This window comes from Anaerostipes hominis (ex Lee et al. 2021), assembly GCF_002270485.1.
Lineage (GTDB): Bacteria > Bacillota > Clostridia > Lachnospirales > Lachnospiraceae > Anaerostipes > Anaerostipes hominis.
The window spans coordinates 373,108-388,545 of the sequence record NZ_NQOG01000001.1 but is presented as its reverse complement, the minus strand read 5'-3'; the positions used below and the strand labels follow the sequence as shown (position 1 = coordinate 388,545).

Annotated in this window: 13 protein-coding genes; all 13 read left to right on the top strand. The window is 30.9% G+C overall.

Annotated features, from left to right (window positions below):
* The first annotated feature begins 2 nt into the window (after positions 1 to 2).
* The 13 genes from CI597_RS01910 (at position 3) to CI597_RS01850 (ending at position 15,360) form a co-directional block, all read left to right on the top strand.
* A complete protein-coding gene (locus tag CI597_RS01910) occupies positions 3 to 962 on the top strand; it encodes an ATP-grasp domain-containing protein (protein ID WP_024726577.1) in 960 nt (319 codons plus the stop codon).
* Between the two features lie 29 nt (positions 963 to 991).
* The gene (locus tag CI597_RS01905; RefSeq protein ID WP_095142866.1) at positions 992 to 2,230 is read left to right on the top strand and encodes a glycosyltransferase family 4 protein; all 1,239 of its coding nucleotides are present in this window, start codon (positions 992 to 994) and stop codon (positions 2,228 to 2,230) included.
* Entirely contained in the window at positions 2,227 to 3,540 is a 1,314-nt protein-coding gene (locus tag CI597_RS01900) for a nucleotide sugar dehydrogenase (protein WP_024726579.1), read from the top strand. The genes CI597_RS01905 and CI597_RS01900 overlap by 4 nt, the downstream gene beginning before the upstream one ends.
* Positions 3,541 to 3,557: 17 nt before the next feature.
* Positions 3,558 to 4,250 carry a formyltransferase family protein gene (locus CI597_RS01895; RefSeq protein ID WP_095142865.1) on the top strand — a complete coding sequence of 231 codons (693 nt, stop codon included), beginning with the start codon at positions 3,558 to 3,560 and terminating at the stop codon, positions 4,248 to 4,250.
* A gap of 73 nt (positions 4,251 to 4,323) precedes the next feature.
* Positions 4,324 to 5,445 (top strand): glycosyltransferase, encoded by a 1,122-nt coding sequence (locus tag CI597_RS01890; protein ID WP_024726581.1) that lies wholly within the window; start codon positions 4,324 to 4,326, stop codon positions 5,443 to 5,445.
* Entirely contained in the window at positions 5,446 to 6,342 is an 897-nt protein-coding gene (locus CI597_RS01885; protein ID WP_024726582.1) for a hypothetical protein, read from the top strand.
* A gap of 29 nt (positions 6,343 to 6,371) precedes the next feature.
* Positions 6,372 to 7,448, top strand: coding sequence for a Gfo/Idh/MocA family protein (locus CI597_RS01880; RefSeq protein WP_024726583.1), 1,077 nt, complete (start codon positions 6,372 to 6,374; stop codon positions 7,446 to 7,448).
* A gap of 6 nt (positions 7,449 to 7,454) precedes the next feature.
* Positions 7,455 to 8,495: a glycosyltransferase family 4 protein gene (locus tag CI597_RS01875; protein WP_024726584.1), complete on the top strand. Its 1,041-nt coding sequence runs from the start codon at positions 7,455 to 7,457 to the stop codon at positions 8,493 to 8,495.
* 19 nt (positions 8,496 to 8,514) lie between these two features.
* Positions 8,515 to 9,498 (top strand): Gfo/Idh/MocA family protein, encoded by a 984-nt coding sequence (locus CI597_RS01870; RefSeq protein WP_024726585.1) that lies wholly within the window; start codon positions 8,515 to 8,517, stop codon positions 9,496 to 9,498.
* Position 9,499: 1 nt separating this feature from the next.
* Positions 9,500 to 10,618 carry a DegT/DnrJ/EryC1/StrS family aminotransferase gene (locus tag CI597_RS01865; RefSeq protein WP_024726586.1) on the top strand — a complete coding sequence of 373 codons (1,119 nt, stop codon included), beginning with the start codon at positions 9,500 to 9,502 and terminating at the stop codon, positions 10,616 to 10,618.
* A gap of 5 nt (positions 10,619 to 10,623) precedes the next feature.
* Positions 10,624 to 12,069, top strand: coding sequence for a lipopolysaccharide biosynthesis protein (locus CI597_RS01860; protein ID WP_024726587.1), 1,446 nt, complete (start codon positions 10,624 to 10,626; stop codon positions 12,067 to 12,069).
* 54 nt (positions 12,070 to 12,123) lie between these two features.
* Positions 12,124 to 13,461 carry a hypothetical protein gene (locus tag CI597_RS01855; RefSeq protein WP_024726588.1) on the top strand — a complete coding sequence of 446 codons (1,338 nt, stop codon included), beginning with the start codon at positions 12,124 to 12,126 and terminating at the stop codon, positions 13,459 to 13,461.
* Positions 13,462 to 13,512: 51 nt separating this feature from the next.
* Positions 13,513 to 15,360 carry a nucleoside-diphosphate sugar epimerase/dehydratase gene (locus tag CI597_RS01850; RefSeq protein WP_024726589.1) on the top strand — a complete coding sequence of 616 codons (1,848 nt, stop codon included), beginning with the start codon at positions 13,513 to 13,515 and terminating at the stop codon, positions 15,358 to 15,360.
* The last annotated feature ends 78 nt before the right edge of the window (positions 15,361 to 15,438 follow it).

Below are 15,438 nucleotides of genomic sequence, written 5' to 3'. Positions count from 1 at the left end.
AGATGAATATTTTAGCATTGAGTACGGGAACTAGAAATAAGTTAATTCAATTTTTCAAGCAAGAATTGGGAGATGAAGGGAAAATTATATGCACAGATTGTGATCCATTAGCGCCATCTTTGTATGAAGCAGATGGTTATTACATTGTTCCACGTATTGACGATCCGGAATATTTAAAAGTTATATTGGATATATGTAAGCAAGAGAATATTGATGGAATATTTTCATTGATTGATCCTGAACTTTCATTATTAGCTGAAAATAAAGAGCTATTTCAAAAAAGTAATATTGTATTGTTCTTATCTAATTATGAAGAAGTTGATATGTGTTTTGATAAACTTAAATTTTATAAATTCTGTAAAAGTAATCACTTCCCTACTGTTAAAACTTTTTGTGGCATAGAAAATGTGAAAAATGCAATTGCTGAAAGTGAATTACAGTTTCCTGTTTTTGTGAAGCCACGAAGGGGGAGTTGTAGCATTGATATTCAAAAAATAGAAAACATAAGTGATCTTAAGTATGTTTTAAATAAACATCACAATTTAATTGTTCAGGAATTTATGGAAGGTAAAGAGTTCGGCTGCGATGTTTATATAGATACCTTATCAAAAAAAGTTATCTCCATTTTTATAAAAGAAAAGATATTAATGAGAGCTGGAGAAACAGATAAATCAAAATCGGTTAAAGATAAAAAGTTATTTAATCTGATAAAAAGATTCGTTGAAACTGCAGGATTCATTGGTCAAATTGATATTGATGTGTTTGAGAGAAATGGAAATTATTATATATCCGAAGTGAATCCAAGGTTTGGAGGAGGATATCCACATGCATATTTGTGTGGTTGTAATTTCCCAAAATATATGCTTAATAATTTGTTAGAAGAAGAGAATGAGATAGAGATAGGCAACTATAAAGAATCTGTATATATGATGAAGTATTTGGATATGAAAATTATAGATTGAACATATTAGGGAGGCTTACGTAGAAGTTTATGAAAATATGGATTTTAAATCATTATGCTACAGATATGTATTTTGACGGGGGAGGAAGACATCATGGATTCGCAAAATATCTCATTAGGAATGGAGATGAGGTAAATATTTTTTGTTCAAATTATGGCCATAATAAAGGAGAAGATATAGAAATAAAAAAGGGCATAAGTTGTGAAAAAGTTGGTGCTGATAACATACCTTATATCTTCGTGAAAACGAAACCATATGAAGGTAACGGTATCTCAAGAATATTAAATATGATTTTATATTGGAAAAATGTAAAAAAAGTAGGAAAGCAAAAGATAAAGAATGGTAAAAAACCTGACATTATTTTAGCATCATCAGTCCATCCTTTAACATTAGTCGCAGGCATTTATTTAGGCAAAAAATATAATATTCCATGCATATGTGAAGTTCGTGATATATGGCCATTAACCTTGGTTGAGTTTGGAAAAATAAAAAGAAATGGATTGTTACATAATTTTCTATTAAAACTAGAATTATATACATACAAAAATGCAAAGAAAGTGATTTTCACCATGGAAGGTGGGAAGCAATATATTAAAGATATGAAGTGGGAAAAATATGTTCCTCTTCATAAAGTTGAATATATTAACAACGGTGTTGATCTAGAAGTATTTAGAAATAATAAGGAAAATAAAATTTATTTTGATAGAGATCTGGAGTCAAATAAATTTAAAATAGTTTATACAGGTTCAATTGGACAAGCAAATCAATTACATTTGTTAATTAAAGTTGCTGAACAGTGTAAAGAAGAAGGGATGCAAGATATTTTATTTTTGATTTTTGGAGAAGGGTCACAGAGAGAAGAATTAGAGAGAGTTGCTAAGGACAAAAAGCTGGATAATATAATTTTCAAAGGTAAAGTGGGGAAGGAATATATTCCTTATATCTTGAGTAGAAGCACTGTAAACTTAATTTTTATTGCTAAATCTGATTTGTATAAGTATGGAATGAGTTTAAACAAATCTTTTGAATATTTAGCATCAGGCCAACCCATTATGTTAAATGCAGATTTTGGATATAATTATTTAACAAGAGATAATTGTGCTTTTGTGAATGAAAATATTTTTCAGGCTGTTAAGACAGTTTATAATTTGAGTAAATTAGATTATACAGAATATTGTGAAAATTGCATAAAGACATCTGAAAAATTTTCATTTTATGAGTTGACTAAGAAATTGAGAAAAATTATGAAGGAGGCAATAGAAAATTGAAAAGTAAAATTTTACAAAAGATTAATGATAGAAAGATAAAAGTTGGTGTTATTGGTTTAGGGTACGTTGGATTACCTTTAGCTGTTGAAAAGGCAAAGGCAGGATTTGAAACGGTTGGGTTTGATGTTCAGTCAGAAAAAGTTGATATGGTAAATAGGGGCGAAAACTATATTGGAGATGTAGTAAATGAGGATTTAGAGAAACTGGTAAAAGAGGGAAAGTTAAGAGCGACTACAGATTTTTCTTTTATAGAGGATGTTGATTTCATTGCGATTTGTGTCCCTACTCCATTAGATGAACATCAGCAACCAGATATTAGCTATGTAAAGAATTCAACAGTGGAGATAGCTAAATATATGAAAAAGGGAACAATGGTAGTTCTTGAGTCAACAACCTATCCAGGTACAACAGAAGAATTAATAAAACCATTATTAGAAAATGGATCTGGATTAAGCTGTGGAAAGGAGTTCTATTTAGGATTTTCTCCAGAACGCGTAGATCCAGGGAATAAACAATTTAAAACAAAAAACACTCCAAAAGTTGTTGGAGCAGTGGGAGAAGATGCAAAAGAGGTTATTTCTGCAATGTATAGAGTGGTACTTGATGGTGATATTTACGAAGTATCTTCTCCTGCAGTTGCAGAAATGGAAAAAATATTGGAAAATACATATAGAAATATAAATATCGGTTTAGTAAATGAACTCGCAATTTTGTGTAATAAAATGCAGATTAGTCTGTGGGAGGTTGTTGACGCGGCAAAGACAAAACCTTATGGATTTCAGGCCTTTTATCCTGGACCAGGCTTAGGAGGGCATTGTATACCTCTTGATCCGTACTATTTGTCTTGGAAAGCCAGAGAATTTGGTTTCCATACATCAATGATTGAGGCATCAATGATGATTAATGACAAAATGCCAGAATACTGTGTTGAAAGAGCTAGTAAGATCTTAAATAAAGATCAAAAGGCTCTAAATGGGTCAAAGATATTGGTTATGGGCGTTGCATATAAACAAGATATTGATGATTATAGAGAAAGCCCAGCCATTGATATTATAAATATATTAAAAAAACAAGGGGCGCTAGTTGATTATTATGATCCATTTATTCCTGAGTACAAAGATAAAGGAGACTTTCACAGTGGATTGAATTCGATTGATAAAAATATTATTTCTTCATATGATTTGGTCATGATCACTGCTTCTCATAGTTCAATTGATTATCAAATGGTTCAGGAAAATGCTAAGTGGGTTTTTGATACCAAGAATGCAATGAAAAATATTATAAATCGTAAAAATATAGAAATTTTATAAATAATTAAGGAGAATCAATGAATATTGCAATATTTAGTTATGATTTTTTGCATATGAAAAGTCAAACGTTTTTGTCTAATTTAATTCTTAAGGGTTACCGGATCAAATGTGTTATTGCTGCCCCTAGAGTAGAATTAAATATGTCAAAGTCTATTAAAAGAATTAAAGTAAAAAAACAGCCATTTTTAGAAACCAAAGAAATATGTGATAGATTTGGAATAGACTATTTTGTATGCCCACATAACTCTGAAACATGTAAAAATATTCTTCTACGCGAAAATATCGAATTAGGAATTGTTGCAGGAGCGAGAATTTTAAGTGATTTTATTATAGATAGTGTAAAAATAGGGATTTTAAATCTGCACCCGGGTATTATTCCTGATGTAAGAGGATTAGATGCAATTAAATGGGCGGTTTATAATGGTCAAGAATTAGGAGTCACGGCACACTTTATAGATAAAAAGATAGACGTTGGTAAGATCATAGATATAAAGAAAATTAAGATTGAAAGAGATGACAGCTGGTATGATATTAGTCAGAAAATGGAAGAACTTGAAATAAGGATGTTGATTGAAAATGTAGAAAATGTTTTAAATGGCACATTTAGCCTTAAGGAAATAAAAGATGCGGATAATTATAATACTCTTATGGATAATAAAAAAGAGTTAATGCTAGACAAAAAATTAGATCAATATTTAAGGCGAATATAAAACAATTTAGGCAAAATTCTTTTCTAAACTATGGTAAATAAAAGCTTTGTAAAATGATAAATGGAGTATTAAAATGATCAAAAAATGTATTTTTCATTATCCTCATCCTATTAATGAGAATCCAGGTACCGGATCTGAAGTTCGTCCATATAGAATGGTAAAAGCATTTGAACAAAATGGATATATTGTTGATAAAGTTATAGGTTATGGAAAAGATAGAAAGAATGCAATTTTAAAAATAAAGGATAATTTAAAAAAGGGAGTACGTTATGATTTTCTCTATTCGGAAAGTCTAACTCAACCAACGCTGTTAGCAGAAGAAGATCATTTCCCTAGATATCCTTTTTTAGATTTTAATTTTTTTAACCTATGTAAGAAATATCATATACCTATAGGGCTATTTTACAGGGACATGCATTGGAAGTTTCCAGAATATAAAGAGGCAGTTTCTTGGTATAAAAGATGTATTACTATTCCTCTTTATAAATGGGATTTATTTAATTACAAAAAGTTATTAAAGATCTTATATGTTCCAGCGGAAGGGTTTAAAGATTACTTATCAAAAGAAATATTAATAAAATCTTTACCACCGGGTTGCAAAGAAAATGTAGATATTGTTAATGCAAAAAAAGTAAGAAAAGATAGAAAGACTAAGGAGCTCCATATTTTTTATGTTGGAGGAGTAAAAGGAATTTATAATCCATATTCTTTTATAAAAGCAGTTAATCATTGCAAAAATGTAACTTTAACTATATGTACTACTCAGGAACAGTGGGAAATGAATAAAGAAAGATATAAAGATTTATTATGTGAAAGAATAAAAATAATACATAAAAAGAGTCAAGAATTAGCTCCATATTATAAGGAAGCGGATGTTTCAATATTGTGTCAGGAATCAAACTTATATATGGATATGTCCTCCCCAATAAAGGCAAAAGAGACGTTGGGATATGGAACTCCTATTATTATATCAAGCAACTTATCATTGTCAAAAGTAGTACAAAAAGAAAATTATGGATGGGTAGTAGATGCAAATGTTAAAGATATAGAAAAGTTATTGGTTTTTTTATCTGAGCATTTTGAAGAAATAAAAGAGAAAACATTATGTGCAATAGATGCTATTAATAAAAACACCTGGGAAGCAAGGGCTGAACAAGTAGCTACAGAATTGATGGAATTTGGGAAGGAGATTTAAGTGGATCTGAAGGCAATTTTAAAAGAGTTGAACATACAGGCAAAATATATTGGAAAAATGGAATTTGATACATTGGGGGTTTCAAAAGAAACAGGAATAAAAAATTTTTGTACATTTATAGATGAGGAACGTTTTATTGAGAAATATTCGAAGAATGTATCACTTATTTTGACCAATGCCGAACTTTGCGATAAGATTAATTTTAACAATAAATGCATAGTAAAAGAACCGAGACTGACTTTTTTCAAAATTCATAATTATCTTGCTAATAAAGATAATTATTCTTACCAAAGGAGAAAAGAGAAAACAAAAATAGGGGTGGGAAGTAATATAAGCAAACTTTCGGAAATATCAGATGTAAATGTTATAATTGGGGAAAATGTAACAATTGAATCTTTTGTATCAATAAAAGAGAACGTAATTATAGAAGATGGTGCAGTTATAAGATCTGGATCAGTAATTGGTGGTGAAGGATTTGAAGTAAAGAGAGAGTCTGACAGGACTTTTGTAGTCAAACATGTTGGTGGAGTGGTGATAGGAAAGAATGTAGAAATACAACAAAATACAGCGATAGATAAAGCTTTATACCCGTGGGATGATACAGTAATAGAAGAACATACAGTAATAGACAATTTAGTTCATGTTGGACATGGAGCTAAGATAGGAAAATGTTGTATGATAGTTGCAAACACGGGAATTGGAGGTAGAGTAGTTATTAAGGATAACTGTTGGGTTGGCTTTTCTTCTACAATTAAACAGTTGTTAGAAATTGGAGAAGGAGCGAGCATAAATATGGGAGCAGTTGTCTCCAAAAATGTAGAAAAAGGGGCAAGCGTGACAGGGAATTTAGCTATAGATCATGATAAGTTTATAAAACATTTAAAGACAATGCGTTAATATTTGATGTAGAAGGATGGAGGAAAACTATGAAATATGTGTTGATTGGATGTGGAAGAATAGCAACGAATCATATAAAGGCTGCAGTTAATAATAACCTTGAAATAGCAGCAGTTTGTGATATATTTCCAGAAAAGATGGAGGAGCTTCTTATCAAACATGAGCTTGAAAATAATCGAAGTATAAAGCGATATACAGACTATACAGAGATGGTTGAAGAAATAAATCCTGAGTTGGCCAGCATAGCTACAGAAAGTGGAAGCCATGCGGAAATTGCGTTGAATTTGATAGATAAAGGCGTAAATCTCATTATAGAGAAGCCAATGGCTATGAGCATAGAAGATGCAGATAAAATTATTGCTCTTTCTGAAGAAAAAGGTGTTAAAGTATCTGCTTGCCATCAGAATAGGTTCAATGTGGCAATTCAGGAACTGAGAAAAGCTGTAGAGACAAGTAGATTTGGGAAATTGTCTCATGGATCTATCCACGTAAGATGGAATAGAAACAAAGATTACTATGATCAAGCAAAATGGAGGGGAACATGGAAAGAAGATGGTGGTGCTCTGATGAATCAGTGTATTCACGGCATCGATTTGTTGAGATGGATGATGGGAGATGAAATAGAAGAAGTTTATGGGGTCACCAGACAGCAGTTTCATCATTATTTAGAAGCAGAAGATGTAGGAATGGCTGTAATTAAATTTAAAAATGGAGCGGTTGGAACCATAGAAGGAACGACCAATGTTTATCCTAGAAATCTTGAAGAAACCTTATATATTTTTGGGGAAAGAGGTACTGTAAAGATTGGCGGTACATCAACAAATAATATAGATGTTTGGAACTTTTCAGATGAGACAGAAGAGGATACTAAAAATAAAGGATTAGAGGAAGAAACCAGTAATGTGTATGGGAACGGACATACAAGTCTATTTGCAGATGTAATTAATGCCATAGAAAATGATAGAAGGCCTTATGTAGATGCAGTAGCAGGAAGGAATGCTGTCGAAGTAATTTTGGCAATTTACAAAAGTCAGAAATACGGACAGCCGGTAAAATTTCCATTAGAAAAGTTCTCTTCAATTGATATGAAAGGGGAATTTAAATAAATAAGTATGGAATTAAAAGTTATACATGGTATGTCAGAAGTGGCAGGACAAGGAATTAATTCGGTTACAGGCTTAAGAAATAATAATGTTACTTCTAATATGGTAGTTTGGAGGAGAAATCCATCTGGATATGAAGTTGATATCGATCTGAAGATAAAAAAAGACATTTTAAAAATGCCTTTCTATGGATTTAAAATGTTTTGTTTTTGTATAAAAGCTTGGACAAAATATAATGTTTTACATTCACATTTTGGCTATTCATTATTACCTTTTGGACTTGATTTGAAAGTTGATAAATTGTTAGGGATGAAAGTTTTTGCAGAGTTCCACGGTTCGGATATAAGGTGGGCATATAAAGAGAAAGAATACAAATATCTGGAGAATTATACTATTACCGTAAACAAACAGAAGCGACAAAAACGATTAAACCGCTTGATAATAAACGCAGATGGGATTATTCTACATGATTATGAACTGATAGAACATTTGCCCAATATATCTAAACCGGTTTATATTGTTCCATTAAGGATAGATATTAAGAAATTTGAACCAATTTATTCTTTACATAGGAGTAAACCTATAATAGTGCATGCTCCGAGTAAGAGGAAGATTAAAGGAACGGACAGAATTTTAGAGGCTCTAAAAAAGGTAAAATGTGACTATGAATTGATTTTAGTTGAAGGAAAAACTCAACAAGAAGCATTTGAAATATATAAGAAAGCAGATATTATAATAGATCAAATTTCAGGCGGAACATATGGGGTATTAGCTCTAGAAGCAATGGCTTTAGGAAAACCTGTAATAACATATATTGCAGAAGAATATCGATCGACGTTCCCTAATGAATTACCGATTGTCAGCGCAGAATTTGATGATTTACATGAAATTGTCAGTGATTTATTAGCAGATAGCAATAAACGTACACTCATAGGAAAAGCAGGTCGTAAATATGTTGAAAGATATCATGATGCAGATAAGGTAGCCTACTATCTGAAGAAAATTTATGAAGGCACTATAGAAGATAATAATCTTTTTAATTTGCTTTAAGGAGATAAGGAGGAATCAAATGATTACTGTTGGGTTGGTAGGATACGGTTATTGGGGACCTAATGTTGCTAGAAATCTCAATATAAATTCTGAATATAATTTAAAGGTTATATGTGATAAGAGAGAAAGCAGACTTAGTAAGGCCAAGGAACTATATGCGCAATCAGTTGAATATTCATTAGATTTTGATGAATTAATTAATGATAAAGAAATAGATATGATTGCTTTGGCTGTAGAGACGAGTGCCCATTATGAATTAGCGAAACGAGTGTTATTAGCCGGAAAACATGTGTATGTTGAAAAACCATTTACAGATAATGTTAAACAAGCAATAGAATTAAAGCAAATAGCCAATGAAAAAGACTGTTTAATTCATGTTGATCATATCATGGTTTATCATCCTGTTATAAAAAAGATTAAAGAGATTATTGATTCTGGAGAACTAGGAGAGATTATTTACTATGATTGTTCCAGGATAAACTTGGGTCAATTGAAGAATGATGTTAGTTCGATGTGGGATTTAAGTGTGCATGATTTATCGATTATAGATTATCTATCAAATGGGCCGATACCTAAGAATATTAAGTCGATTGGTAAGAAAGCATACTCTGAAAAACCCTCAGTTACTTTTTTATCGATTGAATTCGAAAATTTTATTGCTAACGTAACTTCTAGCTGGGTATCACCGATAAAAGAAAGAAGAATTATTATAGCTGGGACAAAGAAGATGCTAGTTTATGATGATGTGGATGTTTTAAATAAGCTGATTGTATATGATAAAGGATTTGATAAAATTGAAGATATGGAATATTCAGATTATGTAATAAAAACGCGTAGTGGAGAAGGAATTATTCCAAAATTAGAGCAATCTGATGCGTTATATAATAGTCTAGAGCATTTTAGAAAATGTATATGTATGGGAACAAGATCAGATACAGATGCAGATGCAGCAATTCGTGTTATTAAAATTCTTGAAGAAGCTGATCAAAGAATGGAGAAGTGAAATGCAGTTTATAGATTTACACAGACAGTATGAAAAGATAGAAAGACAGGTAAATAGCAGAATTGCTAGTGTACTAGATCATAAAGGTTTTATAGAAGGTCCAGAAGTAACAGAATTTGAAGAAAAATTAAAGGAATATACTGGAGTACAGTATGTGCTTACCTGTGCAAGTGGAACGGATGCTTTAACAATACCATTAATGGCTTATAATGTAAAGAAAGAGGATGCGATTTTTGTTCCGTCATTCTCCTTCTTTGCTTCAGCTGAGAGTATATCACTAGCTGGAGCTACACCTGTATTTGTAGATTCAGATGAAAAAACATTTAACATTGATTCAGTAGATTTAGAGGAGAAAATAAAAGTAGTTTTAGAGGAAGGAAAACTAAATCCGAAAGGTATTGTGGCGGTTGATCTATTTGGTTTGTCAGCTAATTATTACAAAATAAAAGCTATTGCAGAGAAATATAATTTGTTTCTCTTAGAAGATGCAGCACAAGGATTTGGTGGAAGGATAGGAGAAAAAAAAGCATGTAGTTTTGGAGATGTATCAGGAACATCATTTTTTCCAGCAAAACCATTAGGATGCTATGGTGATGGAGGAGCCATATTTACAAATAGTAAATCCATGTATGAAAAAATGAAGTCAATTCATGTTCATGGTCAGGGAAAAGATAAGTATGAAAATAACACAATTGGATTAAACAGTAGATTAGATACAATCCAGGCGGCGATCCTAATAGAAAAATTAAATATATTTGATGAGGAATTAAAAAAAAGAAATATTGTGGCTCAAAAATATACTGATATGTTAAATAGTATATTAGAAATACCTCAAATACCGCAAAATTATTTTTCATCCTGGGCTCAATATACAGTAAAAGCAAAATCAAAAGAAGAACGGAATAGAATTGTCTTAAAAATGAAAGAACATGGAATTCCGGTTATGATTTATTATCCTGTTCCTATACATAAATCAAAGGCCTTTAGAATGATTCAATCATGGAATATGGATAAAACCGAACATTTATCTGAAGTTGTATTTAGTTTACCTATGCATCCTTATTTGGAAGATGAAGAAATTGAAAAGATTTGCTTAGCACTAAAAGATAGTATAAGGTGATAACAGTGAATTTAAAAGAAAAATTAATATTATTTCTGAAAGGAAGTATGATATTAACGATTTCTAATATATGTACAAAAGCAATTAACTTTTTTTTACTCCCTTTATACACTAAATATTTAACTCCGGAACAACTAGGAATTTCTGATTCAATTACTACACTAATTAGTTTAATATTTCCAATACTTGTATTAGGGTTGGATGGCGCATTTAGTGCTTTTTATTTTGATGAAGAGAGCAAAGAATATAAAAAAAGTGTATTTTCTAATATTTCATTTATATTAATATTTACTAGTATGGTTCCTTTAGGGCTAATGTTTTTTTCTAAAACAATTTCTAGATTTGTCTTAGGAAGTCAAGAATATAGTTACATAATTATAATTGCATTAGCAACATTAATCTGCCAATTGTGGTATTTACCCTTTTCACTTTATTTGCGGGTAGAAAATCGCATGACCACATTTGGTGTATTAAATACAGTTGCATCTAGCATAATGATAATATCAAATATTATGACTGTATATAAATTACGAATTGGTGCTTCAGCTTTAATAGTAAGTACGTTAGTGACAAATGTTATAATGTTTATAATGTATTTAGTAACAACAGATCAATTACCCCATAAAAAATATGTTAACAGAAAGTTAAATGTTAAGTTGTTAAGATATTCTCTTCCACTTGTTCCTATGGTGATTTCAACATGGATATTAACTGCTTCTGATCGAATAATTTTACTACATTTGACTGGCGAATCAGAAGTCGGATTATACGGTGTTGCAGCAAGATTTGTAGGTATTATAAATGTTTTTACTAATAGCATATATACAGCCTATACTACATTTGTTTATAGTATAAAGGACGATGAAAATAGTAAATATATATATTCAAAAATATTAAATATATTATACTTAATTCTTACAAGTATAGTTTTTACAGTATCGATGTTTTCTAAAGAAATATTACATATAATGGTTGATGTAAAATATTTTGAAGCATATAGAGTTATGCCTACATTATTATTCGCTCAAGTATTATATGCAGCAGTAACAATTGTTGGATACGGTATAGCATTTAAAAAACGTTCTGAGTACATGCTCCTGTCTACAATAGTAGCAGCGCTGACAAACATTATATTAAACTTTTTGCTAATTAAAAAGTTTGGTATTTTTGCAGCAGGTTTAACAACATGGATCGGATATTTGCTAATGCTCATATTCATTACTTACTTTTCTCAAAAATTATATAAGTGTCCGTATCAGATGAAAAAATTAATTGCTTCTTCTATCATTTTATTATTATTGTCCATGTTAAGTGTGATTTACTTGACATTACCTTGGAAAGTTTTTGTGTTTTGTGTATCAATTTGTTTATTAAGTTTTTGCTATAGAGACAATATAAAAGAAATTATAAAAATTATAGTCAAAGCTCTTGGGAGAGTAAAGTACTTTTAGATATTGTTTTCTGTACCGACCTATACAAATGAAAAGGATTTATGGAAAAAGATGATGAGTGATTTAGTTAGAAAATATAATAATGCTTTAGCTGTGATAGTTAGTGTGTTAGCAGTCTTTGGGATGTTTGGTATACACCAAATACGAATCTTTGGGATGGTTGTAACTCCCTATAGGATTTTCATACCAATATTATTTGTTTTATGTTTTACTTTTACGTGGAGATATAATAATCATGGATTAAACCACCAACATATAATAAAAATAGTAGCTTCTATATTTATAGTTTGGCTTCTTTATGGCAGCCTTCAACTTTTGATAATAGATAATCTTAATTTGAAAGAAGGAATTAAAGAGTTATTCGGATTGGCATTAGGCTTCGCGATGGTATTTATTGTTATATATTGCATAATTAATGAGGCGAATTGCAGTATATTTATAAATACTATAAAATTTATTTATGTTCTATTATTAGGCTTAGCATGTCTTGAGATAATAACTAGGTATCATCTATATACATCAAGGCTAGCAAATGAACTAAGTGATAATATATTTTCTACTATAGATTCATCAAAAAAGATAGCAACTACAATCTTTTATAATGAGAATGATTATGCTGCCTTTATAGCGATATTTGTCCCTGTTTTTTTTGTATTTAATACTAAGAAAGAAATGATTTTTAATACTATAATTATCGCTGTAAGTATTGGATTCTTAAGAATGTTTGATTCATGGACCGCCATTTTTGCTGTTGGAGTATCATGTATAGTTTTCTTTTTCAATTACTTACTGGAAAAAAAGAAATCAGTGCTACAGTTAATATATCGTGTGATCATTTTAAGTACCTATTTCTGGTCGCATAAGGTATTGAACGCTATTTTTAGTTTTCTCAGATCAATACTAACGGGCTTTGGTGGTGAGCATGATGTTGAAATTGCAGATCTACAGTCTACAATCAAAGCTCAGTTGATTGATAGAACGGGAACGTCTGGCAGTATAAGAATCAATTCATATATTGATAGCTTTGTAGATACTTTTAAGGACACTTTTGGTTTGGGATATGGGCCGGGCGGATATGCGAAACATTTGCAAGAAGGGGAAAAAGGCCTGTTGCTATCTAATCCGCATTGTTTGTGGTCTGAAATACTCACTCAATATGGTATAATAATATTTCTTGTTTATGTAATGTTTTTAATGTATATATTTATTTCTTTACTTAAAATATATGCTAAGGAACACGATAAAATAATATTAACTTTAATTTTGGTCGATATATCGTATATATTTGCAGTATTTGGGCCTAGCGGTTTCCTGAATTATGGATATAGTTGGTTAGTTATTGGCATTAATGTAGGAAGTGTGATTATATCAAAGATAAATAAAGGTATGTAAAATTTTTAGAATAATGAATTGTCTGTTACGTTAAAATGGAGACGAAAACTTATGATATTTAAAACAATTAGTATACGCAGAATGGGGTTATTTATATTTGATATAATTGCCGTAATATTGGCAGCATACGGAGCTTTGTGGGTACGTTTTAATGGGCAAATTGAACCGTATTATTTGTCTTTAATAAATAAATATATTTATATTATTTTGTCTTTGACAATGTTTATTTTTATATTACTGAAATTCTATACAAGTCTCTGGCTTTATGCTAGTATTTATGAATTCCGTAACATTATTATGGCAAATATAATTTCGTCTGCCTCCAATATGATTATGTTTGTTTTGTTTGAGGAACGTATGTTTAGGTCCTGGTATTTTATTTTTGCTTTAATTTTAACTGCCTTAACAGGGGGGATTCGTTTTTTTTACCGTTTTATTCGCCTGTATCTGCAGGAACGTGGTCTATTTGGAAGATCTCGTAAAGATGCAAGTCGCATTATGATCATAGGAGCTGGAGAAGCCGGAAATCAGATTGCAAAAGAAATTACAGGATCGGACAAACTTAATAAGACGGTAGTTTGTTTTATTGACGATATGGAAACAAAGCAGGGAAGATATCTTCAAGGCAAAAAAGTTGTAGGAAAACGTGAGAAGATATTAGAAGCTTCTGAAAAATATGAAATTGATGAAATTTATATTGCTATTCCGAGTGCAACTGGTTTGGAGAGAAAAAAAATCATTGATATTTGCAGTAAAACTAAGTGTAAAATTAAAGTACTGCCTGGTATGTATAAAATATTGAATGATGAAGTCAGTGTCAGTGCCTTGAGGAATATTGAGATAGAGGATCTTTTGGGAAGAGACCAAATTGAAATTAACACTGAAGAAATCATGGACTATGTAAATAACAAAGTTGTTATGGTGACTGGAGGCGGAGGATCGATAGGTAGTGAATTATGCCGTCAAATTGCAAAGCATGGCCCTAAACAGCTAATTTTGATTGATTTTTATGAAAATAATGCATATGATATTCAACAGGAATTAATTCGTAAATATCCAACAATAAATATAAAGGTACTGATTGCATCGGTAAGAAATTCTAAGAAAATTGACAAGATATTCAAAGAGTATCACCCTGATATCATATATCATGCAGCGGCACATAAACACGTTCCTTTAATGGAGGACTCTCCCAATGAGGCTGTAAAAAATAATGTATTTGGAACTTTTCATGTTGCGAAGGCTGCAGATAAATATGAAGCAAAGAAATTTATTCTTATTTCTACAGATAAGGCAGTAAATCCTACAAATATTATGGGTGCAACCAAAAGGATCTGTGAAATGATTGTACAGGCTTTTGGATGTAAATCAAAGACAGAATTTGTGGCAGTACGTTTTGGAAATGTACTTGGATCAAATGGTTCAGTAATTCCATTGTTTAAAAAACAGATAGAAGAGGGAGGCCCTGTTACTGTCACTCATCCAGATATTATAAGATATTTTATGACAATTCCTGAAGCAGTTTCACTTGTGTTGCAGGCCGGAGCTTATGCAAAGGGAGGAGAGATTTTTGTGTTAGATATGGGAGAACCAGTTAAAATTTTGGATTTGGCAACAAATCTAATTAAGTTTTCTGGATACACTCCTAATGTGGACATTAAAATAGAATTTACAGGTCTGCGTCCAGGAGAGAAATTATTTGAAGAGCTATTAATGGAAGAAGAAGGACTAAAGACGACTCCTAACAAGCTCATAAAAATAGGGAAACCAATCGTTATAGATGAAAAAAAATTATCGAATTCATTAAAAAAATTGTATGAAGCTGCATATGCCGAAACTGAGAATATGAAAGAACTGGTTCATGATTTGGTAGATACATATCATTACAGGAAGGAGTAAAAGGATACTGAAAAGCAGAAACTTCATTGACTAATAACATATGATCTAAACACTCATTTCAAGAGAGGAGATAAATAT

Excerpts from the sequence above, each read along its gene's own strand:
- CI597_RS01865 (WP_024726586.1), top strand. The coding sequence starts at position 9,500 with ATGCAGTTTATAGATTTACACAGACAGTATGAAAAGATAGAAAGACAG.
- CI597_RS01910 (WP_024726577.1), top strand. The coding sequence starts at position 3 with ATGAATATTTTAGCATTGAGTACGGGAACTAGAAATAAGTTAATTCAA.
- CI597_RS01905 (WP_095142866.1), top strand. The coding sequence starts at position 992 with ATGAAAATATGGATTTTAAATCATTATGCTACAGATATGTATTTTGAC.
- CI597_RS01850 (WP_024726589.1), top strand. The coding sequence starts at position 13,513 with ATGATATTTAAAACAATTAGTATACGCAGAATGGGGTTATTTATATTT.
- CI597_RS01870 (WP_024726585.1), top strand. The coding sequence starts at position 8,515 with ATGATTACTGTTGGGTTGGTAGGATACGGTTATTGGGGACCTAATGTT.
- CI597_RS01855 (WP_024726588.1), top strand. The coding sequence starts at position 12,124 with ATGAGTGATTTAGTTAGAAAATATAATAATGCTTTAGCTGTGATAGTT.
- CI597_RS01875 (WP_024726584.1), top strand. The coding sequence starts at position 7,455 with ATGGAATTAAAAGTTATACATGGTATGTCAGAAGTGGCAGGACAAGGA.
- CI597_RS01890 (WP_024726581.1), top strand. The coding sequence starts at position 4,324 with ATGATCAAAAAATGTATTTTTCATTATCCTCATCCTATTAATGAGAAT.
- CI597_RS01880 (WP_024726583.1), top strand. The coding sequence starts at position 6,372 with ATGAAATATGTGTTGATTGGATGTGGAAGAATAGCAACGAATCATATA.
- CI597_RS01895 (WP_095142865.1), top strand. The coding sequence starts at position 3,558 with ATGAATATTGCAATATTTAGTTATGATTTTTTGCATATGAAAAGTCAA.